General features: G+C 67.3%; 24 protein-coding genes. 10 read left to right on the top strand and 14 right to left on the bottom strand.

Annotated elements, in window-relative coordinates:
- The first annotated feature begins 32 nt into the window (after positions 1-32).
- Positions 33-827 (top strand): response regulator, encoded by a 795-nt coding sequence (locus tag WFK61_RS10965; protein ID WP_336811582.1) that lies wholly within the window; start codon positions 33-35, stop codon positions 825-827.
- 132 nt (positions 828-959) lie between these two features.
- Positions 960-1,994, top strand: coding sequence for an extensin-like domain-containing protein (locus WFK61_RS10960; protein ID WP_336811581.1), 1,035 nt, complete (start codon positions 960-962; stop codon positions 1,992-1,994).
- Between the two features lie 6 nt (positions 1,995-2,000).
- Here WFK61_RS10960 and WFK61_RS10955 read toward each other — a convergent pair whose 3' ends face one another.
- Positions 2,001-2,231, bottom strand: a complete 231-nt coding sequence (locus WFK61_RS10955; RefSeq protein ID WP_336811580.1) for a hypothetical protein — start codon at positions 2,229-2,231, stop codon at positions 2,001-2,003.
- A 181-nt stretch (positions 2,232-2,412) separates the two neighbouring features.
- On the opposite strand from WFK61_RS10955, the gene WFK61_RS10950 reads away from it, so the two are divergent.
- Together WFK61_RS10950 and WFK61_RS10945 are read left to right on the top strand one after the other, a co-directional pair.
- Positions 2,413-2,847, top strand: a complete 435-nt coding sequence (locus WFK61_RS10950; protein WP_336811579.1) for a DUF992 domain-containing protein — start codon at positions 2,413-2,415, stop codon at positions 2,845-2,847.
- Between the two features lie 165 nt (positions 2,848-3,012).
- A complete protein-coding gene (locus WFK61_RS10945; protein WP_336811578.1) occupies positions 3,013-3,393 on the top strand; it encodes a response regulator in 381 nt (126 codons plus the stop codon).
- A 10-nt stretch (positions 3,394-3,403) separates the two neighbouring features.
- Here WFK61_RS10945 and WFK61_RS10940 read toward each other — a convergent pair whose 3' ends face one another.
- From WFK61_RS10940 to polA, 5 genes are all read right to left on the bottom strand, one after another.
- Positions 3,404-4,795: a sensor histidine kinase gene (locus WFK61_RS10940; RefSeq protein ID WP_336811577.1), complete on the bottom strand. Its 1,392-nt coding sequence runs from the start codon at positions 4,793-4,795 to the stop codon at positions 3,404-3,406.
- Between the two features lie 80 nt (positions 4,796-4,875).
- Positions 4,876-5,301 (bottom strand): hypothetical protein, encoded by a 426-nt coding sequence (locus WFK61_RS10935; protein ID WP_336811575.1) that lies wholly within the window; start codon positions 5,299-5,301, stop codon positions 4,876-4,878.
- Positions 5,302-5,303: 2 nt separating this feature from the next.
- On the bottom strand, positions 5,304-5,663 hold the full coding sequence (locus tag WFK61_RS10930) for a DUF883 C-terminal domain-containing protein (RefSeq protein ID WP_336811574.1): 360 nt from the start codon (positions 5,661-5,663) through the stop codon (positions 5,304-5,306).
- 117 nt (positions 5,664-5,780) lie between these two features.
- Entirely contained in the window at positions 5,781-6,857 is a 1,077-nt protein-coding gene (locus WFK61_RS10925) for an AI-2E family transporter (RefSeq protein WP_336811572.1), read from the bottom strand.
- A gap of 150 nt (positions 6,858-7,007) precedes the next feature.
- Positions 7,008-10,052, bottom strand: a complete 3,045-nt coding sequence (gene polA / locus WFK61_RS10920; RefSeq protein ID WP_336811571.1) for a DNA polymerase I — start codon at positions 10,050-10,052, stop codon at positions 7,008-7,010.
- Positions 10,053-10,165: 113 nt separating this feature from the next.
- On the opposite strand from polA, the gene WFK61_RS10915 reads away from it, so the two are divergent.
- Positions 10,166-10,813 (top strand): nitroreductase family protein, encoded by a 648-nt coding sequence (locus tag WFK61_RS10915; protein ID WP_336811895.1) that lies wholly within the window; start codon positions 10,166-10,168, stop codon positions 10,811-10,813.
- Between the two features lie 146 nt (positions 10,814-10,959).
- On the opposite strand, the gene WFK61_RS10910 is transcribed toward WFK61_RS10915, so the two are convergent.
- The 4 genes from WFK61_RS10910 to WFK61_RS10895 all read right to left on the bottom strand — a co-directional run bounded on the left by WFK61_RS10910 (position 10,960) and on the right by WFK61_RS10895 (position 15,897).
- A complete protein-coding gene (locus WFK61_RS10910) occupies positions 10,960-11,898 on the bottom strand; it encodes an aldo/keto reductase (protein WP_336811570.1) in 939 nt (312 codons plus the stop codon).
- Positions 11,899-12,004: 106 nt separating this feature from the next.
- Positions 12,005-12,565, bottom strand: coding sequence for an AAA family ATPase (locus WFK61_RS10905; protein ID WP_336811568.1), 561 nt, complete (start codon positions 12,563-12,565; stop codon positions 12,005-12,007).
- Between the two features lie 5 nt (positions 12,566-12,570).
- Positions 12,571-14,394, bottom strand: coding sequence for a translational GTPase TypA (gene typA, locus WFK61_RS10900; RefSeq protein WP_336811567.1), 1,824 nt, complete (start codon positions 14,392-14,394; stop codon positions 12,571-12,573).
- A gap of 153 nt (positions 14,395-14,547) precedes the next feature.
- Complete coding sequence (locus tag WFK61_RS10895; RefSeq protein ID WP_336811566.1) at positions 14,548-15,897, bottom strand: TAXI family TRAP transporter solute-binding subunit; 1,350 nt, start codon at positions 15,895-15,897, stop codon at positions 14,548-14,550.
- Positions 15,898-15,947: 50 nt separating this feature from the next.
- Between WFK61_RS10895 and WFK61_RS10890 the strand changes: the two genes are divergently transcribed.
- The 4 genes from WFK61_RS10890 (at position 15,948) to WFK61_RS10875 (ending at position 20,640) form a co-directional block, all read left to right on the top strand.
- A complete protein-coding gene (locus tag WFK61_RS10890) occupies positions 15,948-16,631 on the top strand; it encodes a phosphoribosylanthranilate isomerase (RefSeq protein ID WP_336811564.1) in 684 nt (227 codons plus the stop codon).
- On the top strand, positions 16,628-17,845 hold the full coding sequence (gene trpB, locus WFK61_RS10885; RefSeq protein ID WP_336811563.1) for a tryptophan synthase subunit beta: 1,218 nt from the start codon (positions 16,628-16,630) through the stop codon (positions 17,843-17,845). The genes WFK61_RS10890 and trpB overlap by 4 nt, the downstream gene beginning before the upstream one ends.
- A 29-nt stretch (positions 17,846-17,874) precedes the next feature.
- Positions 17,875-18,588 carry an SIMPL domain-containing protein gene (locus tag WFK61_RS10880; protein WP_336811562.1) on the top strand — a complete coding sequence of 238 codons (714 nt, stop codon included), beginning with the start codon at positions 17,875-17,877 and terminating at the stop codon, positions 18,586-18,588.
- 135 nt (positions 18,589-18,723) lie between these two features.
- Positions 18,724-20,640 (top strand): glycosyltransferase family 2 protein, encoded by a 1,917-nt coding sequence (locus WFK61_RS10875; RefSeq protein ID WP_336811561.1) that lies wholly within the window; start codon positions 18,724-18,726, stop codon positions 20,638-20,640.
- Here the strand turns inward: WFK61_RS10875 and WFK61_RS10870 are convergent.
- The 3 genes from WFK61_RS10870 to WFK61_RS10860 form a co-directional block, all read right to left on the bottom strand.
- On the bottom strand, positions 20,585-21,226 hold the full coding sequence (locus tag WFK61_RS10870; protein ID WP_336811559.1) for an SCO family protein: 642 nt from the start codon (positions 21,224-21,226) through the stop codon (positions 20,585-20,587). The two genes, WFK61_RS10875 and WFK61_RS10870, sit on opposite strands and share 56 nt — an antisense overlap.
- Before the next feature lie 53 nt (positions 21,227-21,279).
- Complete coding sequence (locus WFK61_RS10865; protein WP_156367053.1) at positions 21,280-21,456, bottom strand: hypothetical protein; 177 nt, start codon at positions 21,454-21,456, stop codon at positions 21,280-21,282.
- A gap of 234 nt (positions 21,457-21,690) precedes the next feature.
- The gene (locus tag WFK61_RS10860) at positions 21,691-23,124 is read right to left on the bottom strand and encodes an amidohydrolase family protein (RefSeq protein ID WP_336811558.1); all 1,434 of its coding nucleotides are present in this window, start codon (positions 23,122-23,124) and stop codon (positions 21,691-21,693) included.
- Between WFK61_RS10860 and WFK61_RS10855 the strand changes: the two genes are divergently transcribed.
- Positions 23,108-23,368, top strand: a complete 261-nt coding sequence (locus WFK61_RS10855) for a hypothetical protein (protein WP_336811557.1) — start codon at positions 23,108-23,110, stop codon at positions 23,366-23,368. The genes WFK61_RS10860 and WFK61_RS10855 overlap by 17 nt on opposite strands.
- Here the strand turns inward: WFK61_RS10855 and WFK61_RS10850 are convergent.
- Positions 23,352-24,941 carry an ABC transporter substrate-binding protein gene (locus WFK61_RS10850; RefSeq protein ID WP_336811556.1) on the bottom strand — a complete coding sequence of 530 codons (1,590 nt, stop codon included), beginning with the start codon at positions 24,939-24,941 and terminating at the stop codon, positions 23,352-23,354. The two genes, WFK61_RS10855 and WFK61_RS10850, sit on opposite strands and share 17 nt — an antisense overlap.
- Positions 24,942-24,947: the final 6 nt, after the last annotated feature.

Below are 24,947 nucleotides of genomic sequence, written 5' to 3'. Positions count from 1 at the left end.
CATTATTCCAGCACGTTAAAAGGGACGCGTTCATGTCGATTGCAAAAGAAATTGCGCCTCATCTTCCGTATCTGCGCCGCTTCGCGCGGGCGCTCTGCGGCAGCCAGCCGAGCGGCGACGCCTATGTCGTCGCCATGCTGGAAGCCCTTGTCGCGGACCCCTCGGGATTCCCGCGCGATCTCGACCCGCGCATCGGCCTGTACCGGACCTTCCTCAAGCTGTGGTCCTCGGCCAGCGTCGATGCCGCCGCCCCGGTCGTGGAGCTTTCGCGCGCGCCGGCCGAGCGCAATCTCGAGGCGCTGACGCCGCGCCCGCGCCAGGCCTTCCTGCTGCGCACGGTGGAAGGCTTCCCGCTCGACGACGTCGCCAAGGTGATGGACATCACGGCGCAGGAGGCTTCCGTGCTGATCCAGACCGCCGGGCAGGAAATCGCCGAGCAGGTGGCGACCGAGGTGCTGATCATCGAGGACGAGCCGATCATCGCGCTCGACATCGAGACCATGGTCGAGGAGCTCGGCCATAGCGTCACCGGCGTCGCCCGCACCCAGCGCGAGGCGCTCGCGCTCGTCGCCAAGAAGCGTCCCGGCCTCGTGCTCGCCGACATCCAGCTCGCCGATGGCAGCTCGGGCCTCGACGCCGTCAACGAAATCCTGTCCTCGATCGATGTGCCGGTGATCTTCATCACTGCCTATCCGGAGCGGCTCCTGACCGGCGACCGGCCGGAGCCGGCCTTCCTGATCACCAAGCCGTTCCAGCCGGAAGCGGTGAAGGCGGCGATCAGCCAGGCCCTGTTCTTCGACCGCCGCGCCGGCCGCAAGGCCGCCTGACGCTTCGACGCCGCTCGAAGACGATCAAGGCCCGCGGCGCGATTCGCGGGCCTTTTCTCTTGCCGTCCGGAACCCGAGCGGAAATGATGCGTTCGGCGTTGAATGACAGTTTCGTTTGCAGTTGGGGAGGGCGTGGACCATGGCGACGACCTGCTTCTCGGCCGCGATCGCGGCACTATCGATCGGGACTGCCCTCTTCTCAGGATTCATCCAACCGGGAGCCCCGAGCGCGGAGATCCTCTCCCTCGCGCTGGCGGCTTTGACCGGTCTGGCGATCGCCAGCGCCTCGGCCCTGGACAGCTAGTCAGCCACGACAACCGAGGCGTCTGCGGACGCGAAGCATCGCGCGATGATGGCGCGCGCCATCGCGGCGGCAAGGGCATCGTCGCGCGCATCGCCGCCCTTGGAATCGTGCTCCTGCCGCTAGGCGCCGTCGCGGCGCCGGTCACCGCTCCACTGTCCCAGCAGCGCCCGCCGCCGCGCCCGCCCGAGCTGCGGCCGTCCGTGCCAAGCGCCCCGGCGCCGGCCGAGGCACCTTCGACCGTAGCGGCTCCCTCAAGTGCGACGGATCCGGCACCGCCGCCCGCACAAGCGTCATGCCTCGCCGCGCTGGCAGCGATCCCCGGCAACAAGCTCATGCCGGCCAGCCCCGATCCCAAGAGCACCGACCCGGCCTGCCGGGTCAGCGAACCTGTCCGCGTCGAGGCGCTGGCCATCAGGCGGCCGGGCGGCAGCGCCAGCGTGAGCTTCGATCCTCCGCCCGTGCTGAGCTGCGCCATGGCGAAGACGCTGGCCGGCTGGCTCGACGGCAGCGTGCAGCCCCTGGCGCGCGGCCATTTCGAGCGCGACCTCGTGGCCCTGCGCGTCGGCGGCGGGCATGAATGCCGGCGGCGCGACCGGGCGTCAGCGGGCCCTATCAGCGAGCACGCCACGGGCCAGGCGCTGGATATCTTCGCCTTCAGGCTGGGGAGCAACGGCAACGCGTCGCAGGTCGTGGTGGAGAAGCCGGAAGGTCTGGCGCAAAACCGCTTTCTCGATGCGGTCAGGCAATCGGCCTGCGGCGCCTTCATGACCACGCTGGGGCCGGGCTCGGACGCGGCCCATGCCAATCACCTGCATGTCGATATTCAGGAGCGGCGCTCACGCGCCTCCCGCTTCTGCCAATAGCGGGTTCTAGTGCGGAAATTCGGCCGGGCCGAAGCGCAGAAGGAAGCTCTGCTGGTCATCGCCCGGAGCGAGATCGCCGACCAGCCGGGGGCCGCTGCGGCGCGCGACCATGACGGCCAGCGCAGCCTCCTGATCGAGACCCGTGGCGACGAGATCCTCCAGCTCCCAGAAAGGCGGCAGCGCCGTCAGGGTTTCGGGATCGATTATTGTTGGGATTTCCCCAAGAGGACGACTCACGGACATCGACATTCCCATGCCAAGATGAAACGCCAACGCTACAAACTCTTCCCGGTTCCCTAACCCGGAACTGTGGGTTTCTTGGGGCGTTCGTACCGCCAGTTCACCAGGAGCATTCGAGATGAGCCTTGGGCATTCCCGACCCTGCCTAACCGCCCTTGCCCTCGTTGGCCTCATAGGAATGCATGAGACTGCCGCCGCGCAGCCCGCCGGCCCGCCGACCGGGCGCCTGTCCTGCACCGTCGGCACCAATTTCGCCGCCATCGCCAAGTCGCAGCGCCCGACCGAATGCCGTTTCAGGCCGCGCCGCGGGCCGATCCAGCACTATAACGGGGTCGTCCGCAGCTTCAGCCTGGATCTCGGCTCGGTGCGCACCGCGACCATGGTCTGGCGCGTCTACGGTCCCTATGCGCGCGCGCCGCTCGGCGCGCTGAGCGGCTCGTTCAAGAGCGGCAGCGCGACCGCTCCTTCCACGCCCGGCAACGCGCTGGTCGGCGGCAATGACAATGAAGCGACCCTGCTGCCGCTGCCGCTCCAGGGCAATCGCGGCATCAATGTCGCGATCGGTGTCACCGCGCTCGACCTGACGCTGGTGGAGCCCGGACGGCGGCGCTGACACGGCGATCCCCAGGCAGGCTTACGTTTTACTAACCTTGACCGGTCAAAATCGACTCAAATCCCAGGCTTTCGGCGAGCGTACCGCGTCGAAGCAGGAACATCGCCAATCCTGTCACGTTGAGACGACGTAACAGAATTGCAGTGTGAGTGAGAGAGCCGGTCAATGGCTGATATCCGCGTACTCATCGTCGAAGACGACCCGTTCATCGCGATGGACATCGAGACCGCCGTGGCCGAGCAGCTCGGCGACGGGGTCGAGCTCATCGTCGTAGAATCCGTGGCGGAAGCGCGGCGGATGACCGCGAAGCAGCTGGCCTGCGCGCTGCTCGACATCGATGTCGTCGGCGGCAAGACCTTCGATGTCGCCAGCACGCTTCAGGAAAGCGGAACGCCCTTCGCCTTCGTCTCGGGATCGGCCCCACATGAGGTGCCGGCGTCGCTGCGCGATGTCCGCTTCCTGCGCAAGCCGTTCTCGACGCGCGAGGTCGCGGCCTTCGTGAAGAGCGCGGTGGGCCTTCCCCACCTCAAGGCAGCACAAGGCTGAGGCCGCGCCGTCAGGCCTGAGCCGGAAGGCTCTCCCGCTTCGGGAAGACGATCGTCACCTGCGTGCCCGGGCGCTCGGCCTGCTCGGGGTGAACCGGCTCCGCGGTCATCGTCGCCCGCATGCTGCGCAGCAGGCTCGCGATCACCGTCTGGCCCAGCCCCTTGCTCGCCGTCTCCTGCGGCATACCGACGCCATCATCCTCGATCGACAGCGCAAGCGCCGGCTCGCCTTCATGCTCCGTGGGCGCGAAGCGGATCACGATCCGCCCCGACATGCCCTCGGGGAAGGCATGCTTGATGGCGTTGGTCACGAGTTCGTTGACGATAACGACGAAGGACACGGCGTCCCGGCCGGGCAGGCGGATCGTTTCCATGTCGAGATCGATCCGGATCGGCCGACCTTCCGCCGATTTTCCGATCTCGGCGAGCAGGTCTTCCATATAGGGCCGCGCGTCGATCTCGTCTGTCTCGATGTCGAGGCGCAGGCGCCGCTGGCCGGCCGCGATCGCCTGGATGCGCGACTGCGCCTGTCCCAGGGCCGCCTTGACCGCCGGCTCCCGCGTCTGCCGGCTCTGCACGTTGAGCAGCGCCGAGACCATGGCGAGATTGTTGCCGACCCGGTGATTGACGTCGCGCAGCAGCGCCTCGATGCGCAGGCGCTCGCTTTCCAGCTGCCGCGTGCGCTCGCCGACGATACGCTCCAGCTCGGCATTGCTGACGGCGAGCGCGGTGCTGCGGCGCTGGCGGCTGCGCAATTGCTGCCAGGCGGCGAAGGCGAGCCCGGCAAGCGCGACGACGATGCCCGTGCTGCCCCAGAGGCGGCGGCGCTCTTCCCGGCTGTAGAGCGATCTCAGGCGGATATTCTCGCTCTGCTGGATCGCCTGGACGGTATCGCGCAAGCGATCCATCGCAGCGATGCCGCTTTCGCTTTTGACCAGCGCCAGCGCCTCCGCCCGGCGGCCGGCGCGCTCCAGCGAGATCGTCCGGTCGAGTTCCGCGAACTTGGTGCCCATGTCGGCCCGCAATGTCGCGACCCGCTCCTTCTGGGCCGGGTCGGCATCGACGAGGGCGGTCAGGATGTCGAGTTCGGGGCCGGCCGCAGCGCGCCCCTCGGTGAACGGATCGAGATAATCGGCCTGCCCGGTCAGCAGGAAGCCGCGTTGCCCGGTCTCGGCATCGCGCATCCGGCCGAGGAAGCGCTCGGCCCGCTCGCGAATCTCGATCGCATGCGAGACGCGATCCGCCGTCTGCCGCGCCTGCCAGTTGATCCAGGCCGCCAGCACCACCGCGAGCGCCACCACCCCGATCGCGATGATCGTGGTCGTGGCCGAACGAAAGCGCGCGCCGAAGACCGGGAAAACCGGCAGCGGGAAGCGGTTGCGAGGCCTCACCTGAGCAGACATGCAAGTCTTGTTAAGGGACGCATGCCGACATCCCTATGTAAAAAGACATGCTTCGTCCATGCCTGCCGATTCACGCGGAATCAGGCTTCCGCATCGTCATCTTCGCCGCCCGCAACGATCTGGCGGCCCAGAATCGCTCCGAGCACGACGATGCCGCCGGCAACCGCCATGCGCCAGCTGAGACGCGAGCCGATGAGCTTCGCGGCGATCGGCGCCGCCGCCAGAGCCGCCGTCGCGGCCGGGCGCGGCGGCCGGCGCCGCCCCTTGACGACAAGGGCGATGCAGATGGCGAAAAGCCCGGCCAGGAACAGGCCGCCGGCGACCCAGAGGCTCGCGGCGATCGCGCCATAGCGCTGCTCCAGCACGGTATGCAGGGCATTCAGCGCATAGCCGCCGGCGCAGAGCATAAGCAGGACGGCGAGGCCGAACAGCCCGTAGACGATGACATTGCGCCTCACCACCCCGGAGACCTCCGAGGCGATGAAGGAACCGATCCCCCCGAACATGGTCAGCGCGCCGACAGGAAGCCGACGAACAGGCCGATCGCCGCCGCGACCCCGAGCGCGCGCAACGGCCGCTCGCGAATCTCGTCCTCGATCAGCCTCTGCAGCTCGGTCGCCTGCTCCTTGGCGACATCGACCATTTTGTCGGTATCGACGCCGACGGCGCGCAGGCGCTCGCTGACGGTGGCGGCGATGTCCTCGGCGCTGCGGGTCAGGGTGTCCTCAAGCGCGCTCGCCTGGCGCTTGGCGCGCGCGCCGGCCTGACGCGCTTCGGCCGCGACATCCTCGGCGCCGGCCTCGACCTCGGCCTTCGCGCGTTTGGCAGCGGCGGCAGCCTGACGTTTCGCGGATGTCGTGGTGGCCATGGCAGTGTCGTCCTGTCGCTGTTCGAAGTTTCGATGGTGGCGGGGAGATGCGGCTGCCGCAAGGGCTTCCGCCTGTTTCGGCAACGCATGGGCGGGATTTCAGTTCCGGAAGCGGGATCAGGCGGCCTGTGCCGCGCCGGCCTCCTCGGCATCCGCCTTGGCCTTGTCGCGGCGATAGCGCGCGAATTCCTCCTGCGCGACCATGGCGACGATCACGATCGGCGTCGAGAGCACAGCGCCGACCGGTCCCCAGAGCCAGAGCCAGAAGATGAAGGCGACGAAGACGAGAAAGGGCGAGATCGTCAGCCGGTTGCCGACGAAGACGGGCGTGACCGCGTTGCCCTCGATCAGGTGCAGGACGTAATAGGCCGTCGCCGGCCAGAGCGCCGCGAGGAGCGAGGGCGCGTCGAGCAGAGCACCCGCGAGCAGCAGGATCGCGACGATGATCGGGCCGATGAAGGCGAGATAGTTGAGCAGGAAGGCGAGCGCGCCCCAGAACACCGGGAAAGGCAGCCCAGCAATCCAGGCGATCGCCATGGTGAGGATGCCCATGCCGAGATTGATCGTCGTCACCAGCGCGAAATAGCGGGCGACGCGGGCCTCGATCTCCTCGAAGAAGGAGCCGGCCGAGCGCCGCGCGCCGCGGCCGAGGCAAAGTCGCAGCACCCGCGCCTTTAGATGGCGGCGCGTCGCCAGCCAGAAGTAGATCGTCGCGACGAAGATCAGCATGCCGCCGGCCGCCGTCGAGGACGTCATCGCGATGTCGAAGAGCGGATTGCCCTGGGAGACGCTGAGCTCGGCGCCCTTGCCGGTGATCGAGGCGATGCCGCGCTTGAACTCGTCCATGAAGGCGAAGACGCCGGCGAGCTTGGTCTTGAGCGCCGCCATCATGGCCGGAGCCTGATCGCTCCAGCCGGCGACCGGCACCGCGAGGATGGCGATCGCGGCGAGCAGGAGACCGATGAAGAACAGCACGACCAGCGCGGCGGCCGCATGCTGCGGCACCCGGTGCCGCGCCAGCACGTCGACGAGCGGGCCGAGCACCAGCCCGAAGATCACGCCCGCCACGATCGGCATGGCGATGACCTTGGTCAGGGCCAGCGAGGCCGTCGCGAGAATGACGAAGATGCCGACGATGGCGTAGCGGACGATGAGGTCATGCTCAGAGGGCGTGACCTCCGCATTGTCCTCCACCGGTTCCGGTTCCGCCATGTAACGCGGAAACGGCCTCCAGGCCGATGAGCTGAGCATGTCCCCGATTCCAACGCGCGCCCCGCGCCCCCCTGGCGCGTCGGAGGGATCAACGCCGGAAGGATCGGCCGGGTTCCGGCTGGTCGGAGGCGCTCAGTGCGCCTCGTCCCAGTTATCGGCGGCGCGGGCTTCGACCGCGAGCGGCACCCGGAGCTGCACGGCCGGATGCGGCGCCTCGACCATCACCTTCTCGATGATCGGCAAGGTCTTCTCGACCTCGGCCTCCGGCACCTCGAAGACGAGCTCGTCATGGACCTGCAGGAGCATGCGGGCATTGAGGCGATTGGCGGCGAGCGCGGAGTCCATCCGGGTCATCGCCCGGCGGATGATGTCGGCGGCCGAGCCCTGAATCGGGGCGTTGATCGCCTGACGCTCGACGAAGGCGCGCTCAGACGGGTTCTTCGAGGCTACCGCCGGGAAATGGCAGACGCGACCGAAGATCGTGGTGACCTGGCCATGGGCGCGGACATGGGTCTTGGTCTGGTCCATGTAGTCGCGGATGCCGGGGAAGCGCTCGAAATACTTGCGGATATAGGCGCTCGCCTCCTCGCGCCCGATGCCGAGCTGGTTGGCGAGGCCGAAGGCCGAAATGCCGTAGATGATGCCGAAATTGATTGCCTTGGCGCGGCGGCGGACCTCGCTCGGCATGCCCTGCACGGGAACGCCGAACATCTCGGAGGCCGTCATCGCGTGGATGTCGATGCCATCGGCGAAAGCCTGCCGTAGCTGCGGGATCTCGGCGATATGGGCGAGCAGGCGCAATTCGATCTGGCTGTAATCGGCCGAGACCAGCTTGTAGCCCTTCTCGGGCACGAAGGCGGTGCGGATCTTGCGGCCGGCCTCGGTGCGGATCGGGATGTTCTGGAGGTTCGGCTCCGACGAGGAGAGCCGGCCCGTCGTCGTCGCCGCCAGCGCGTAGGAGGTGTGAACCCGGTTGGTCTCGGGGTTCACATAGCCCGGCAGCGAGTCGGTATAGGTCGATTTCAGCTTAGCGAGCTGGCGCCATTCGAGAATCTTCGAGGGCAGCGCATGGCCCTGCTCGGCGAGATCTTCGAGCACGCCGGCACCCGTCGCCCATTGGCCGGTCGCGGTCTTCTTGGCGCCTTCCAGGCCCATCTTGCCGAACAGGATGTCGCCGAGCTGCTTGGGGCTGCCGATCGTGAATTTCTCGCCGGCGAGCTCGTAGATCTCGTCCTCCAGCCGGGCCAAGCCTTGCGCGAAATCGCCGGAGAGCCGCGAGAGGATCTGCCGGTCGATGGCGATGCCGCGGCGCTCCATCTTGGCGAGGACCTCGACCATCGGCCGTTCCAGCACCTCGTAGACCGCCGTCTTCTTCTCGGCGACGAGGCGCGGCTTCAGCGCCAGCCAGAGCCGGAGCGTGACGTCGGCATCCTCGGCGGCGTAGTCCGTCGCCTTGTCGAGCGGCACCTTGTCGAAGGTGATCTGGTTCTTGCCGGTGCCGGCGACCTGCGCATACGGAATCGTCTCGTGGCCGAGGTGCAATTCCGAGAGCTTGTCCATGCCGTGGCTGTTGGTGCCGGCATCGAGCGCATAGGAGATCAGCATCGTGTCCTCGATCGGGGACACGGAGAGACCATGCCGCTCCAGGATCAGCAGATCGTATTTCAGGTTCTGGCCGATCTTGAGCACGCCGGGATCGGCCAGAAGCGGCTTCAGGGCGGCGACGGCCTGCACCAGCGGAATCTGGTCGGCCAGCAGCCCCTCGTCGAAGAGCCCGCCATCGCCGCCGCGGTGCTGGAGCGGGATGTAGCAGGCGCGACCGGGCGCAACCGCGAGCGAGATGCCGGCGAGATCGGCCTGCATCGCGTCGAGCGAATTGGTCTCGGTATCGAGCGCGACATGGCCGGTCTCATAGGCCCAGCCGATCCAGCGTTCGAGATCGGCCAGCGTGCGCACGCATTCGTATTTCGAGCGGTCGATCTTGCCGGCGATCGCCTCGTTCTTGCGGGAGGCGGCGAGATCGGCCGGCTTCAGCCAGCCGTCTTCGCCTGCGGGGGCTCCTGAGGCCGCGGCTGCAGGCGCGGGAGCGGCGGCAGCTGCGATGCCAGTGGCCGCATCCCCAGCGGCATCGGCGCCGGCATAGAGCGCCTTGAGCTCGGCCGCGCGCGCGCCACCCGGCGCCAGATCCGGGTCGGCATCGACGGCGCCGACATCCGCCTCATAGGCCTCGGCGACGCGCTTGGTGATGGTGGTGAATTCCATCGCCTTGAGGAAAGCGATGAGCTTCGCCGGATCGGGCTGCTCCAGCGTCAGATTCTCCAGCGGCGTCTCGACCTTCACATCGTCGACGAGGCTGACGAGCTTGTGGGAGATGCGGACCTTCTCGATCACCTCGGGATTGGTCAGCGTCTCCCGGCGCTTCGGCTGCTTGATCTCGCCGGCACGCGCCAGCAAGGTTTCGAGATCACCATATTCGCCGATGAGCTGGGCCGCCGTCTTGATGCCGATGCCCGGCGCGCCCGGCACATTGTCGGTGGCGTCGCCCGCCAGCGCCTGCACATCGGTGACCTTATCCGGCATCACGCCGAAATATTCGACGACCTCGGGCTCGCCGATGCGGCGCTCGGCGCGGAAGCCCGCGCCCTTCTTCTGGTCGCCGGAGGCTGGATCGTACATGGCGACGCCCGGCTTAACGAGCTGCATCAGGTCCTTGTCGGCCGAGACGATCAGGACGTCGGCGCCGGCCTCGCGGGCCTGTTTCGCATAGGTCGCGATCAGGTCGTCGGCCTCGTAGACATCCTGCTCGACCGGAATGAGCCCGAAAGCCCGCACCGCCTCGCGCATCAGCGGGAACTGGGGAATGAGATCGGGCGGCGGATCGGAGCGATTGCCCTTGTAGGCCGGGTAGATCGCCTTGCGGAACGAGTTCTCCGACTTGTCGAAGACGATGGCGAGATGGGTCGGCCGGACACCGAGCACGCCCTCGCGCACGAACTGGAACAGCTTCGTCGCGAAGAGCCGGACCGCGCCGGAGGGCAGCCCGTCCGAACGGGCATTGTATTTCCGGTCCTGGTTGATCGACTGGAAATAGGCCCGGAAAATGAAGTTCGAACCATCGACCAGGAAGAGATGGTCGCCGGGCTTCAGGGCGGGGGCGGTCGTGGCTTTCTCGCTCATGGCGCGGACCATAAGCGGGCCGGCGCAACGGGTCCATTGCATCCGGGCCGCGATTCGCAGCAAGCTGACCAAATTGCGTCAGGAGCGAAGCGCCCGTGAGTCCCTATGTCACCATGCCCCTCGTGTTCGAGGGGGTTCCGGAAGCGGAGATGCAGGGGCGGGCCGATGCCTTCCTCGCCCGCATGCGCAAGCGCCGCACGGTGCGCGACTTTTCGGACAGGCCGGTGCCGCGGGAGCTGATCGAGACGGCGGTGCGCGTCGCCGGCACTGCGCCGTCCGGCGCCAACCAGCAGCCCTGGAGTTTCGTCTGCATTGCCGACCCGCAGCGCAAGAAGCTGATCCGCGAGGGCGCTGAAGAAGAGGAGCGCGCCTTCTATGCCGGCCGCGCCGGCGAGGAATGGCTGGACGCCCTCGCCCATCTCGGCACCGACGACCAGAAACCCTTCCTCGAGACAGCCCCCTGGCTGATCGCGATCTTCGCGCAGCGCTGGGGCCACGATGCCGAGGGCAACAGGATCAAGCACTATTACGTGCCGGAATCGGTGGGCATCGCCACCGGCTTCCTGATCGCGGCGCTGCATGATGCGGGGCTCGCGACGCTGACGCATACGCCGGCGCCGATGAACTTCCTCAACGAGCTCTGCGGGCGGCCCGACAACGAGAAGGCGCTGATCCTGCTCGTCGTGGGCTATCCCAAGGAGGATTGCCTCGTCCCCGCCATCGGCAAGAAGCCGCTGGAGGAGATCGCGACCTTCCTTTGAGGCCCGGTCTTGGGGTCCAGAGCGTCATCCCGGACAAGCTGCGCAGCAGCGCCGGTCCGGGATCCATCGTAAAGCTCCGGAGCCCTCCGATGGATCCCGGGGCAAGCCCGGGATGACCCGGTGGTTCCGAGAAAACTCAGCACGCCTTACGCGGTGATCTTGTCGATCTCGGCGAGGTCTTCCGCGCTCAGCGCCCAGTCGGCCGCCTTGACGTTGGCCGCGACCTGCTCCGGCCTGGTCGCGCCGGCAATCACGCTGGAGACGACGGGTTGAGCCGCCAGCCATGAGAAGGCGAGCTCGACCAGCGTATGGCCGCGCTGCTCGGCGAAGGCGGTCAGGCCCTCGATGCGGCGCCAGTTATCCGCGCTGAAGATCTCGTCGGCGCGCTGCGGCAGCTTGGTCAGGCGTGCGCCTTCCGGCATCGCCGCGCCGCGCTTGTACTTGCCGGTGAGGGCGCCGTTGGCGAGCGGGAAATAGGGCAGCAGGCCCATGCCATAATGAGCGATGGCCGGGATCAGATCCTTCTCGGCGCCGCGCTTCAGCAGGCTGTACTCGTCCTGCGCCGAAGCGAAGCCGGGGATGCCGAGATCGCGCGCCGTCCACTGGGCATCGGCGACCTGCCAGGCGACGACGTTCGAGCAGCCGATATAGCGGACCTTGCCCTGGCGGACGAGGTCGTCCATGGCGCGCAGCGTCTCCTCGATCGGAGTCAGCGGGTCGGGCCGGTGGAGCTGGTAGAGATCGAGCCAGTCGGTCTTGAGGCGCCGGAGCGAATCCTCGACGGCGTTCATGATGTAGCGACGCGAGCCGCCCTTCTTCACGCCCTCGGCATCCATGTCCATGCCGAACTTGCTGGCCAGCACGATCTGCTTGCGCCGCGCGCCCAGAACCTCGCCAAGCGCCGTCTCGGAGCCGCCCCGCTCGCCATAGATGTCGGCGGTGTCGAACAGGGTGATGCCATGCTCGATCGCGGCATCGACGACCTTACGCGTCGCGTCGAGATCGATGCGGCCGCCGAAATTGTTGCAGCCCAGCCCGACGAGCGAGACGCGCAGGCCCGAGCGGCCGAGATTGCGGAATTGCATGGTGGTGATCCTTCCCCTGAGACGGCGGCAGAGGATCAGAGCCGGCGCGGCGAGACAATGGCGCCCGGCGCAAGGCGGACACGCGGCAGCCGAACAGGCCGCGGCTTCAGGCGGGGTTGAGCCAACCTGTTCGGGCAAGGACGAGGCGGGCCAATTCGGCCGGCGACTGCCCGTCCGTATCGATCACGAGATAATCTTCGGCGGCCTCGCTCGCCATCCGCCGGGACTGGCGCAGGCTGCGCTCGATCTGCGCATCCCGGCCGGCGCCGTGCTCGCGGCGGTCGAGGCGCGCCAGCAAGGCCTCGTCACCGGCGCGCAGGCGCACGATGCTGATCCGCGCCTCAGGGATGGCCGCGAGAATCCAGCGCCGGTCGAAGGCGGGATGGAGGATGACGCCGGACATCAGAAGGCGCCGGTGCCCGAGCGCGCGATAGGTCGCCCAGAGCGCGGCCAGATTGAGCTGGCTGACATCGCGCGCACCCGGTGCGAGCGAAGCAAGCTCCTCCGCGCCGGGCTTGGGGAAGACGCGATCGAGCTCGTCGCTCTCGATCGCGGCATGCGGGATGCCGGCCTCGGCCAACAATCCGCTCGCTTCCCAGCACAACGTCGACTTGCCGACCCCTGCGGGGCCGGTGATCAGCAGGATATCGACGTCTGTGCCGGACAAGCCGCTCAGGCCACTTCGGCCTTCTGCTTCTGCGAGCGCTTGCGCTCGTTCGGGTCGAGGATGCCCTTGCGCAGGCGGATCGACTTCGGCGTGACCTCGACGAGCTCGTCGTCGTCGATCCAGGCGAGCGAACGCTCCAGCGTCATCCGGATCGGCGGCGTCAGGCGAACGGCCTCGTCCTTCGAGGTCGTGCGGATGTTGGTGAGCTTCTTGCCCTTGAGCACGTTCACCTCGAGATCGTTCTCGCGGGTGTGCTCGCCGACGATCATGCCCTGGTAGACCCTCCAGCCCGGCTCGATCATCATCGGGCCACGATCCTCGAGGTTCCACAGCGCGTAGGCGACGGCCTCGCCGGTCTCCATCGCGATCAGCACGCCGTTGCGGCGGCCGGCGATCTCGCCCTTATAGGGCAGATAGGCGTGGAACAGCCGGTTCATGATCGCGGTGCCGCGGGTGTCGGTCAGCAACTCGCCCTGATAGCCGATCAGGCCACGGGTCGGGGCGTGGAAGACGAGACGCAGGCGATTGCCGCCCGACGGACGCATCTCCAGCATGTCGGCCTTGCGCTCGGCCATCTTCTGCACGACGACGCCGGAATGCTCCTCGTCGACGTCGATCACGACCTCCTCGATCGGCTCCAGCAGCTGGCCGGCCTCATCGCGCTTCAGCACGACGCGGGGACGCGAGACGCCGAGCTCGAAGCCTTCGCGACGCATGGTCTCGATCAGGATCGCGAGCTGGAGTTCGCCGCGGCCGGAGACGATGTAGCTGTCCTTGTCGGTGGCTTCCTCGATCTTCAGCGCGACATTGCCCTCGGCCTCCTTGAACAGGCGGTCGCGGATGACGCGGGTCGTGACCTTGTCGCCTTCGGTGCCGGCGAGCGGGGAATCGTTGACCGAGAAGGTCATCGACACGGTCGGCGGGTCGATCGGCTGGGCCTTGATCGGCTCGGTGACGGAGGGGTCGCAGAAGGTGTCGGCGACGGTGCCCTTCACCAGGCCGGCGATCGAGACGATATCGCCCGCGACGGCTTCCTCGATCGGCTGGCGCTCGATGCCGCGGAAGGCGAGGATCTTCGAGATACGGCCGGTCTCGACAGTCGTGCCGTCGCCCGAGAGCACCTTGATGGTCTGGTTCGGCTTGGCCGTGCCGGAGGTGACGCGGCCGGTGATGATGCGGCCGAGATAGGGGTTCGCCTCCAGCAGCGTGCCGATCATGCGGAACGGGCCGTCCTCGACCGCCGGGGCCGGGACATGCTTGAGGATGAGGTCGTACATGGGCGCGAGGCCCTGATCCTGCGGGCCTTCCGGCGAGTCGGCCATCCAGCCCTGCTTGCCCGAGCCGTAGAGGATCGGGAAGTCGAGCTGCTCGTCGGTGGCGTCGAGCGCGGCGAAGAGGTCGAAGACCTCGTTGATGACCTCGGTGGTGCGGGCGTCGGGCTTGTCGACCTTGTTGATCGCCACGATCGGGCGAAGGCCGAGCTTCAGCGCCTTGGAGACCACGAACTTGGTCTGCGGCATCGGGCCTTCGGCGGCATCGACCAGAACGATGGCCGAGTCGACCATGTTCAGGATGCGCTCGACCTCGCCGCCGAAATCGGCGTGGCCGGGGGTGTCGACGATGTTGATGCGCGTGTCCTTCCAGACGACCGAGGTCGCCTTGGCCAGGATGGTGATGCCGCGCTCCTTTTCGAGGTCGTTCGAATCCATCACGCGCTCGGCGACGCGCTGGTTCTCGCGGAAGGCGCCGGACTGCTGCAGCAGCTTGTCGACGAGGGTCGTCTTGCCATGGTCGACGTGCGCGATGATGGCGATGTTGCGCATGGACATGCGGGTAGGGCCTTGCTTTCAAGGCCACGAGCCGGTCTGGAGCGATGCCCCGCCGGCGCAGCCTGTTTCACGTGAATCTGGAATTCGTTGCGCTGCACATAAACGCTGACGGGCTTTTCGGCAACCGCCGAGCCTGCCGAAAAGTAAATGCGCTCAGGTCTCCGCCAGCGCGCGCTGCCGTTCCGCGACCGCCCGGCCGACCTGATCGATGGCGAGGCGATAGGCGGCGAGTGCGGCCGTGTCGAGATCGCCTTTGGCGTAGTCGGCGAGCACGCGCGTCAGGATCTGGTCCGCCTCGCGGCCGAGCCGCATCAATTCCGCCTCATCCTCGCAGGCGCGGATGGTATTGAGCAGTTCCAGCAATTCGTCGAGGCCGGCCATCGCGCGCCGGCGCCGGTTGGCGCTCTCGCGGCCGAGCAGGGCGGCGCCGCCCGTGCCCACCGCCGAGAGCGCCATGGCGCCGATATAGAACCAGTCGCCATAGCGATCGAAGAAGCTCTCCTGCTCGCCATCGATATAGGCGGCCGCGCCGGAATGCACCGGCAGCGGCGCGTCCTTGTCGGTCGAGGGCGTCTCCAGGGCCTGCACGGCCGGCAGTTCCGAGGCCAGCGTCAGGCGCAGGCCCAGGATGTCCTTGGTTAGTTCGCCGACGAGATTGTCGTCGAGGCTCTGCGCCGCGACGAGGCGCGAGGTGATCGAGATGGTCTGCAGGCTCTCGGCCGGGCGCGGCGGGTCGCCGCCCAACGCGCCGCGCACGATCTCGCCGGATTCGATCGCCCGGTAATGCGCCGCGAGCGCATCGGCCTCGCGGACCGGGATCAGCACGGGATCGTTGCCCCAGGCCTCGCGCAGACGACGCAGGCCGTCATTATTGGTGTGGGAGCCAACGGCGTTGATCGAGAAGAAGACGTCGATGCGCTTCTCCTTGGCCGCAGCCACGATCTCCTCCTGGCTGAGCTTGACGATCTCGACCTCTTCGGGCCGTACCTCGTATTGCGCCAGTACCCGTTTCAGCAGGGTGATGTTCCCCAGCGGATTGCGGGACACGCCGATCCTGCGGCCGCGCAATTCGGCGATGCGGCCGATCGCCGTCTCGGTCGTCGTGATGAAAAACGGAAAGGTCCGCCGCGTGATCAGGACCGTGTCGGCCGTCGAGGGCATGGCGATGTCGGCGCGCAGCATGGCGAGATCGGCCTGGCCGGCATCGATCTTCTTGGCGCTGTCCTCGGAGCCCTCGGTCAGGACGAGGCGCAACCGCACGGAGGCCTTGTCGCGGTTGAGCCCCTGCACGAAGGCCGCGGCCATGCGCGCATCGTCCGAGCCGAGCGGCCCGACCGCAAGGCGCAGGGTCCGCGGCTGGCCGATATAGTAGAACACCGCCACGACGAGGCCGGAGATGGCGAGCAGGCCCGCCATCATCGTCAGCCCGCGCCTGCCCATGCCCAGCCGGATCACCCCGTCCCCCTCTTCGCCCTGTCCGAACATGGCTTCCTTCGTCATCATGTCGCAAGTACGGCATGCGCCAACGCACGGACCGTGCTAAACGCCGGGCCATGTCCAATGGTTCGCCCTTCCTGATCAAGATCTGCGGCCTCTCGACCCCCGAGACGCTGGAGGCCGCGCTCGCGGCCGGCGCCGATATGATCGGGCTCAATTTCCATCCGAAGAGCCCGCGCTACGTGACGCTGGAGCGCGCCAAGCAGTTGGCGGCGATCGCGCGCGGCAGGACGCAGATCGTCGCGCTCGTCGTCGACTGGAGCGAGCAGCAGGCGGCGGAGCTTGCCGAGGCACTGAAGCCCGACTGGTTCCAGTTCCACGGCCGCGAGACGCCCGAGCAGACGGCAGCCCTGCGCCGCGCCGTCGGCCGGCCGGTGATGAAGGCGCTCGGCATCGCGACGGCCGAGGACCTCAAGGCCGTCGCAGGCTATCGCGACGCGGCCGACCTTATCCTGCTCGACGCCAAGCCGCCGAAGGACGCAGCCTTCCCCGGCGGGCACGGCAAGCCCTTCGACTGGGGCCTGCTCGCCAGCCTCGACCCCTCGCAACGCTTCATGCTATCGGGCGGGCTCGATCCGGCGAATGTCGCTGAAGCCATCGGCATCACCAGGCCGGCGGGTGTCGATGTCTCCTCGGGCGTCGAAAGCGCGCCGGGGGTCAAGGACCCCGCGCGGATCGCGGAATTCATCGCATCGGCCCGCAAGGCCGCGGCGGCAGGACAGGAAAGCTTGAGCGCATGAACGCCCCCTCCAGCCCGAACAGCTATCGCAACGGCCCGGACGAGAACGGCCGCTTCGGCCTGTTCGGCGGCCGCTTCGTGGCGGAGACGCTGATGCCGCTGATCCTCGAGCTGGAAGAGGCCTACACAGCCGCCAAGGCCGACCCGGCCTATCACGCCGAGATGACCAGCGGGCTGAAGCACTATGTCGGCCGGCCCTCGCCGCTCTATTTCGCCGAGCGCCTGACCGAGCATTTCGGCGGCGCCAAGGTCTATCTGAAGCGCGAGGAGCTGAACCATACCGGCTCCCACAAGGTGAACAACGTGCTCGGCCAGATCTTGCTGGCGCGGCGCATGGGCAAGAAGCGCATCATCGCCGAGACCGGCGCCGGCCAGCATGGCGTCGCCACCGCGACGCTCTGCGCGCGTTACGGCCTGGAATGCATCGTCTACATGGGCGCGGTCGACGTCGCCCGGCAGGCGCCGAACGTGTTCCGCATGCAGATGCTCGGCGCCACGGTCGTGCCGGTCGAATCCGGCACCAAGACCCTGAAGGACGCGATGAACGAGGCGCTGCGCGACTGGGTGACCAATGTCGCGACGACCTTCTACTGCATCGGCACGGTCGCAGGTCCCCATCCCTATCCGGCGATGGTGCGCGATTTCCAGTCGATCATCGGCAAGGAAACCCGCGAGCAGATGCAAGAGGCCGAAGGCCGCCTGCCGGATTCGCTCGTCGCCTGCATCGGCGGCGGCTCGAACGCGATGGGGCTGTTCCACCCCTTCCTCGACGACCCCTCGGTCGAGATCTACGGCGTGGAGGCCGCCGGCCACGGCATCCCGAGCGGGCTGCATGCGGCCTCGCTCACCGGCGGGCGACCCGGCGTGCTGCACGGCAACCGCACCTTCCTGCTGATGGACGATGACGGACAGATCAAGGATGCCCATTCGATCTCGGCCGGGCTCGACTATCCCGGCATCGGCCCGGAGCATTCCTGGCTGCACGATGTCGGCCGGGCGACCTACCTCTCGGCCACCGACGAGGAGGCGCTGGAGGCGTTCCAGCTGATCTCAAGGCTGGAAGGCATCATCCCGGCGCTGGAGTCGGCGCACGCGCTCGCACGCGTCGCTGATCTCGCCCCGCAGAAGCCGAAGGATCATCTGATGGTGGTCAATCTCTCCGGCCGCGGCGACAAGGACATCCCGCAGGTCGCGGAGATCCTGGCGGCGCGCTGAACACAGGCCGGAACGACCGGGGGGCGGAAATGAAGCGGTTGCTTGCTCTCGGCTTGTTGCTTTTCTCTACGCAGGCCGCGTTGGCCCAAGCGGGCGAAGCCACTCATCAAGGCCTCTCGATCGTTTCGACAGGTCGCGTCCAGGTCGCTCCCGATATCGCAATCATCGACGCCGGGGTCGTCACCGAAGGCAAGACGGCCGAAGAAGCGCTTGCGAAAAACCGCCCTGCAATGAATCGCATGAGGGAGACGGTGACGCAGTACGGCATCGCTCCGGGCGATATGGCGACCTCCCAGCTCAGAATCGGCCCCAAATTCTCAGCACCTGCAGCGCTTCCGAGCGGAATCCGTCCGCCACGGGAAATCATCGGATACGAGGCTCAAACAGCTCTCACGATTACTGTGAGAGATATCGGCAAAGCAGGCGCGCTGGTCGACACGCTCGTCAAGTCGGGATCGAATTCGATTTCGAATGTCAGATTCGGTCTGACCGACCCCGCAACAGCCAAGAATCTCTCCCGGCGAAAGGCTGCACAGGACGCGCGGGCGATGGCCACCCTTTACGCTGAATCGCTCGGAGTTCAGCTGGGCGATCTCGTGTCGGCCAACGAAGTGGATGCACCGCATGGTGAGGCCGATCTCCCCAGCAGGAGGAAGGTGTCCGGCGAAATGCCAACCGTGGTGGAACCGGGCGAGATCGAGGTGGCAACCTCGTTGAAGACGATCTGGCAAATCAAGAAGTGACGGCGCGCTGACGCCGCCGGGCCTCGCCCAAAGTTCTAGGCGAGGCCTCTCGACTCCCGCTACGTCAACGACAAGCATAGGTTGTTCCCGGCGCAGCCGCGCCGGGCATTGTCGCGTGGAGCGGGACCGGGGCCAGTGGGGGGCAGCGGTAACGACGACAGTCCGATCGTGGTCGGGCCCGGCTCAGCCGGCCTGCCGGTCGAACTCGCCTTCCTGACGCGACATGGCCTGCCGCCTTCCGTCCTCGCAGGCGTGGCCGAGACATCCCGGCGCAACCGCACCGAACCGGCCCGTGAAGCGATCGCACGCGGCCTGATCGACGAAGCCCGCTTCTACCGGGCGCTGGCAGCCGAGATGGGGCTGGCCTTCGTTGCGCAACCTCCGCCGCTCAGGCCCGGCGGCGGGCACGAGGCTATCCTGCGTCAGGGCATCGCGCCAACCGACGGCGACGCGCGCTTCCGCTTCATCCTGGCGCCCGAAGGGCCGGCGCTGCGACAGATGATCGAGGTCGGCCCGCGCAACCGCGACGATATCGCGGTGACGACCCCGCGCCGCTTCGCCGACGCCCTTCGTCTCAGCAATGCCGGCGCGCTGGCCGAGCAGGCTGCCGGACTCGACGCCGCCGGGCTCGTCCGCGACAGCGCCCGCACCGGCGCAAGCCGGGGCCAGGTGATCGCCGGCGGCCTGGGCGTCGCGATTGCCGCGGTCGGCGGCGTCTTCGCGCCATTCGAAACCTTCTTCTGGTTGGCGCTGCTGCTCGGCCCACTCTTCCTCGGTCTGATCCTGCTGCGGCTGGCGGCCGCGATCGAGCGCACGGCGCCCGATCTCTGGCGCAGCCACCGCTGGCGGATCGACGATGCCCGCCTGCCCGTCTACACGGTCGCGGTGCCGCTCTATCGGGAGCTCGCCGTGCTCCGGCAATTGACGGATGCGCTCGGCGCGCTCGACTATCCTGCGTCCAAGCTCGATATCCGCCTGCTGATCGAAGCCGACGACACGGCCATGCGCGACGCGCTGGCGCAGATGGCGCTGCCGCCGCAATTCTCCGTCACCGTCGTTCCGCCGGGTTTTCCACGCACCAAGCCCCGCGCGCTGAATCTCGCCCTGCTCGAAGCGCGTGGCGCGTTCTTCACGATCTTCGATGCCGAGGACATTCCCGACCCGCAGCAACTGCGCATGGCGGCAGCGCGCTTCCTCGGCGGCCCGAAGGAACTCGGCTGCCTGCAGGCGCGGCTCGTGATCGACCATGCCGAGGAGGGCGTTCTGCCCGGCCTGTTCGCGCTGGAATATGCCGGGCTGTTCGAGGTGCTCAATCCAGGCCTGCTGCAGTTCCAGCTGCCGATCATGCTGGGCGGGACCTCCAACCATTTCCGCACGGAGGCGCTGCGCATTGTGGGCGGCTGGGACGCCTGGAACGTGACCGAGGATGCCGATCTCGGCTTCCGGCTGGTGCGCGCCGGCTATCGCATCGGCGACCTGCCCTCGAACACCCGCGAGGAGGCGCCGGTTTCCGTTCCGGCCTGGCTCAAGCAGCGTTCGCGCTGGATCAAGGGCTATATCCAAACGCTGGTGACGCATTCGCGCGCGCCGATGCGTCTGGCGCGCGAGGCGGGGCTGGCCGCGACCTTCGCCTTCCTGTCACTGGTCTTCGGCACCGTCGCGACGGCACTCGGCTATCCCGCCTTCGCCGTCGCCACGCTGATCGCCTATTGGGAGGGATCGCTGTTCGAACCCGTGGGCACCGCCGCGACCCTGACCTCGATCATCGCGCTCGCGGTCTGGCTCCTGGGCAGCGTGGCCCTGTTCGTGCCGCCCATCGTCGGGGCGCTACGCCGCGGGGCGCCGGATCTCCTGCTGCTCGTCCCGCTGCTGCCGCTCTATTACGCGCTGGTCTCGGTCGCTGCCTGGATGGCGTTCTACGAATATCTGAAACGCCCCTTCGCCTGGAACAAGACCGAGCACGGGCTGGCGCGCCGGCGCGCGCCGGTCGCTGACGCTACGAGTGACGCAGCCATTCCGCTGCCGCCTGCGCCGGAGGCTGCTCGATATTGAAGGCGCCGACGAACTTGCCGTCCGTGCCCATCAGATAGACCAGCGCGGTATGGTCCATCGTGTAGTCGCCGTCTTTCAGCGGCACCTTCTTGGCATAAGCGCGATAGGCCTTGACCACGGCGTCGATCGCCGGCCGGTCGCCGCTCAGGCCCACGATGCGCGGATCGAAGGAGCCGAGATAGCTCTTCATCGCGTCTGGCGTATCGCGCTCGGGATCGACCGTGATGAAGAGCGCTTTAAGCCCCTTCGCCTTGGCGCCGTCACCGGCCGCGCGCAGGGCCTCCGAGATCTCGAAGAGCTTTGTCGGGCAGATATCCGGGCAATGGGTGAAGCCGAAGAAGACCAGGAAGGGCGAGCCCTTCAGGTCGGTATCGGAGAGCGGCTTGCCCTCCTGCGTCGTCAGCGTGAACGGGCCGCCCACGCTGGCGACGCCGCTGCCGCCGCTTCCCTGGCGGCCGGGCGAGAAGGTCAGGATCGCGGCTGCGGCGAGCGCGAGCGCCCCGGCCAGGAAGACGACGAGGGGCAGGACGAGACGGCGGTTCACGGAGAGTTTCCCGGGCAGGCGGCCGCAGCCGCGATAGATCATTTTCCGTGCATCGGCTGGGTCCGAAAACCGGTTCCCACTTTTCGGGCCGATGCCTAGAAGCAAGCCACGATGGCGGCGATCAACCCGTCGGTGAAGAGCCGGTCGCCTTCGCGCCACCAGAGCAGCAGGCCGGTGAGGAACAGGGCGAAGAAGCCTCCGCCGATCAGCATGAGGCCGAGCCGGCTCGAAGAGCCGGCCTCCGTCTGCGTTGTCTCGTCTGCCTGCGACATGGGCATAACCTATCGCCGGATCGCGCCGACCGAAAGCGGGCGGCGTGACGCAGGGGGCTCACGATACGGCGATGGGTCCAGCACGTTGCATCTCATCACGCGCGTCATCCCGGACGCAGCGAAGCGGAGATCCGGGATCCATTCCTGAACTTTGATCGGGAAGCGCTCCGGCATGGATCCCGGGTCAAGCCCGGGATGACGCCGTGTTTCCGCGTAAAATGAGCCCGCTCCCGCCTACTTCACCGGGAAGGTCAGCGGCGAGTAATCCGTCACCGGGCGCTTGATCCAGTCATTGCCGGGCGCCGCCGCTTCCGTGCGCTTCTGGCCCTCATGGAGGCGCAGGGCCGCGGCCGGATAGTCCATGGTCAGGACGGTGCCGTCGCGGACGACGAGCTTGCCGTCGACATAGACGCGGTCGACCGCGCGCTCGGCGGCGGCATAGACCATGCTGCGCACGGGATCGCGGCGCGGCTGCATCATCGGGTGCTTGAGGTCGACCATCACGAGGTCGGCCTTGCAGCCGGCTTCGAGGCGGCCGATATCGTCGCGGCCGAGCGCGGCGGCGCCGGCCGTGGTCGCTGTCTCGAAGATGTCGGTGGTGGTGAGCGTGCGCGGGTTCTCCGCCATCAGCCGGGCGACATAGCCGACATGGCGCATCTCCTCGAGCATGTTGTGCGGATAGGTGTCGGTGCCCATGCCGATGCGGATGCCGGCGCGGCGATAGCGCCCGAAATCGTCGAGCGCGATGCCGCGGCGCATGAACACCGTCGGGCAATGGGCGACCACCGTATCGGTCTCGGCCAGCAGCGCCAGATCGCGTCGGCTGTGCCAGCCGAGGCGCGGATAATCATCGAGGAAGATGCCGTGACCGACGATGCTGGTGCTGCCGAGCACGCCGAGTTTCTCCAGCCACTGGATCGGCGTCACGCCATGGCGGCGGGTGATCTCGTGGAACTCGACCGTCGACTGGGCCGCGTGAATCTGCCAGGGCAGGTTGCGGCGCTTGGCTTCGGCGTGGCTGTCCTTGATCAGGCCTTCGCTGCAGGTGTCGATCTGCGCCGGGCAGACCATGCCGAAGAGCCGGCCGGACGGGTGTTTCTGCGCCTGCTCGATGACGTCGAAGGCGGTCTCCATGGCGGCGGCGCCGGCCTTCTCGTCCCACTCATATTCGACGACATGGCCGTTCTTCGTGTACCAGCGGGCCGAGCGGAACATCGGCGAGACGCAGACACGCAGACCGCTATTGGCCGCGAGGTCGATCCAGCCGGGATGGGCGACCGAAAGGTCAGCAAGCGTGGTGACGCCGGAGAGCAGCAATTCCGAATAGGCGACCTGCACGCAATCCGGCACCGTCTCGGCATCGGGCCGCAGGATCGGCATGAACTCGTAGAGCGAGGAATTGTAGAGCGCGGGCGAGCCGAGCTCGTCGAGGAAGCCCTTGTTCAGCGCCTCGCTCGAGGGATGCGAATGGATATTGACCAGGCCGGGCATGACCATGCGCCCGCTGCCGTCGACGGTCTCGTCGGCCTGGCCCTCGTAGCGCGGCCCGACATAAAGCAGCGTGCCGTCCTCGAAGGCGACATCGGCGCCGTGCAGATAGACATGCCGGGAGGCTTCCGCATCCCAGGCGACAACGACTTCGGCGTTCTTGATGACCGTGATCGTCATGATTTTTGTTTCCTCCGTCTTGGTGGTCTTTCTCGGAACCACGGCGTCATCCCGGGCTTGCCCCGGGATCCATCGGAGGGCTCCGGAGCTCTACGATGGATCCCGGATCGGCGCGGCTTCGCCGCTTGTCCGGGATGACGCCGTGGTTCCGAGAAAAATCACCGGGTTGGAGCAACCAGACATAGAAAAAGCGCCGCGCGGTTCTCACCGCGCGGCGCTGGAAACGCTCAGCGCTTCAGCTTGAGGTCGAGCCCCTTGTAGAGGCCGGCACCGTAGATGCCGTGGGCGCGCACGCCCTCCAGCCGGTCGCCGGCGACGACCCAGAGCGGCTGCGAGGCCAGCGGCACCCAGACATTCGCCTCGGTGAGCTGGGTCTGGACCGCGCCGATCGCCTGCTTGCGCTTGTCGGCATCGACGGCGGTCGCCGCGGCCTTCAGGAGCTCGTCGGTCTTCGGGTCCTTCCAGTTCATCCGGTTCGGCGTCGGGGCCTGGCGGCTGGCGAAGTAGAGGTTCAGCGCCTCGGTGGCCGTCACATAGGGATAGGCCATGTAGAAGGCGTCGAATTCCTGCGTCGCGAGCTTGCCCCAGGCGACGGTGGCGTCCCAGAGCTGGATCTTGAGGTCGATGCCGACCTTGCGCAGGTCCGCCTGCATCGCCTCGGAGATGCGCGGGTTCACGTCGTTGCGGATGCCGTAGACAGTGAAGGTCGCCTTCTGGCCGTCCTTCTCGCGGATGCCGTCGGCGCCCGGCTTCCAGCCGGCCTCGTCGAGCAGCTTGATGGCGCCGGCCGGGTTATGCTTCGGCATCTTGCCGGCGGAATCCTTGTCGTAGTCGAGCACGGCCGGATTCAGGAGCGAGGGCAGGACCTGGCCCTTGCCGAAGAAGATCGCCTTGGCGATGGCCTGCTTGTCGGTCGCCATGTTGACGGCCTCGCGGATCACCGGATCCTTCGACACGGGCTTGTCGATCTTGAAGCCCATGAAGATGTCGTAGATGTAGTTTTCCTGGCGCTGCACCGTCATGCCGGGAATGCGCTGCATCGTGTCGAGCGCGATATAGGGCATGTAGTAGGTCACGTCGGCCTGCTTGGCCTGGATCGCGGCCATCAGCGTGTTCGACTCCGGGATGACCTTCCAGACGATCTCGTCGATCTGCGGCTTCGGGTCCTTGTAGATCGGCGGGCCCCACGAGTAGTGCGGGTTCTTCTTGAGCACGAGCTCCTGGCGCGGGGTCCATTTCGACCAGCAATAGGGGCCGGTGGCGTTGAAGCCCTGGACGCCGAAATTCGGCCCGAGCTTCTCGACGGTGTTCTTGTCGACCACCGAGGCGAAGGACAGGGCGAGCTGGAACATCAGGTCGCTATAGGGCTCCTTCAGCTCGTAGATCAGCGTGGAATCGCCGTCGGCGCGGATGTCCTTAACCGGACCGCCGCGGAAGGAGACCGGGGACTTGTTGGCCGGGTCGGTCCAGCGCTTCAGCGAATAGACGACGTCATCGATCGTCATCGGCCGGCCATCGCAGAACTTCACGTCCTTGCGGATCTTGAAGGTGTAGGTCAGGCCATCCGGCGAGATCGTCCAGCTCTCGGCGAGGCCGGGCTTGATCGTCTTCATGTCGAAATCGACCGTCACCAGCGTGTCGGCCAGCATGTACATGACCTCGGCCGCCGCCGTCGCGGTGGTCCGGATCGGGTCGTAGTTGTCGGCGTCGATGACGCGCAGGATCGAGAGCGGCGCCTTCTGCTGGGCGACCGCGGGCACGACCGCGAAACTCGCGGCTGCGGCGCCGGCGAGAAGCAGAGTTGAGAGTTTGAACATCGAGCA

Source organism: Allobosea sp. MMO-172, assembly GCF_037147855.1.
In the GTDB taxonomy this organism is placed as follows: Bacteria; Pseudomonadota; Alphaproteobacteria; order Rhizobiales; family Beijerinckiaceae; genus Allobosea.
The sequence above is the reverse complement of the archived record's forward strand: the minus strand, read 5'-3'. Positions and strand labels throughout refer to the sequence as shown.

Bases quoted from the DNA above. Each gene is read 5' to 3' on its own strand.
- WFK61_RS10965 (WP_336811582.1), top strand. From the start codon at position 33: ATGTCGATTGCAAAAGAAATTGCGCCTCATCTTCCGTATCTGCGCCGC.
- WFK61_RS10950 (WP_336811579.1), top strand. From the start codon at position 2,413: ATGCATGAGACTGCCGCCGCGCAGCCCGCCGGCCCGCCGACCGGGCGC.
- WFK61_RS10945 (WP_336811578.1), top strand. From the start codon at position 3,013: ATGGCTGATATCCGCGTACTCATCGTCGAAGACGACCCGTTCATCGCG.
- WFK61_RS10940 (WP_336811577.1), bottom strand. From the start codon at position 4,795: ATGTCTGCTCAGGTGAGGCCTCGCAACCGCTTCCCGCTGCCGGTTTTC.
- WFK61_RS10935 (WP_336811575.1), bottom strand. From the start codon at position 5,301: ATGTTCGGGGGGATCGGTTCCTTCATCGCCTCGGAGGTCTCCGGGGTG.
- WFK61_RS10930 (WP_336811574.1), bottom strand. From the start codon at position 5,663: ATGGCCACCACGACATCCGCGAAACGTCAGGCTGCCGCCGCTGCCAAA.
- polA (WP_336811571.1), bottom strand. From the start codon at position 10,052: ATGAGCGAGAAAGCCACGACCGCCCCCGCCCTGAAGCCCGGCGACCAT.
- WFK61_RS10915 (WP_336811895.1), top strand. From the start codon at position 10,166: ATGCCCCTCGTGTTCGAGGGGGTTCCGGAAGCGGAGATGCAGGGGCGG.
- WFK61_RS10910 (WP_336811570.1), bottom strand. From the start codon at position 11,898: ATGCAATTCCGCAATCTCGGCCGCTCGGGCCTGCGCGTCTCGCTCGTC.
- typA (WP_336811567.1), bottom strand. From the start codon at position 14,394: ATGTCCATGCGCAACATCGCCATCATCGCGCACGTCGACCATGGCAAG.
- WFK61_RS10895 (WP_336811566.1), bottom strand. From the start codon at position 15,897: ATGATGACGAAGGAAGCCATGTTCGGACAGGGCGAAGAGGGGGACGGG.
- WFK61_RS10890 (WP_336811564.1), top strand. From the start codon at position 15,948: ATGTCCAATGGTTCGCCCTTCCTGATCAAGATCTGCGGCCTCTCGACC.
- trpB (WP_336811563.1), top strand. From the start codon at position 16,628: ATGAACGCCCCCTCCAGCCCGAACAGCTATCGCAACGGCCCGGACGAG.
- WFK61_RS10880 (WP_336811562.1), top strand. From the start codon at position 17,875: ATGAAGCGGTTGCTTGCTCTCGGCTTGTTGCTTTTCTCTACGCAGGCC.
- WFK61_RS10870 (WP_336811559.1), bottom strand. From the start codon at position 21,226: ATGATCTATCGCGGCTGCGGCCGCCTGCCCGGGAAACTCTCCGTGAAC.
- WFK61_RS10865 (WP_156367053.1), bottom strand. From the start codon at position 21,456: ATGTCGCAGGCAGACGAGACAACGCAGACGGAGGCCGGCTCTTCGAGC.
- WFK61_RS10855 (WP_336811557.1), top strand. From the start codon at position 23,108: ATGACCGTGATCGTCATGATTTTTGTTTCCTCCGTCTTGGTGGTCTTT.
- WFK61_RS10860 (WP_336811558.1), bottom strand. From the start codon at position 23,124: ATGACGATCACGGTCATCAAGAACGCCGAAGTCGTTGTCGCCTGGGAT.
- WFK61_RS10850 (WP_336811556.1), bottom strand. From the start codon at position 24,941: ATGTTCAAACTCTCAACTCTGCTTCTCGCCGGCGCCGCAGCCGCGAGT.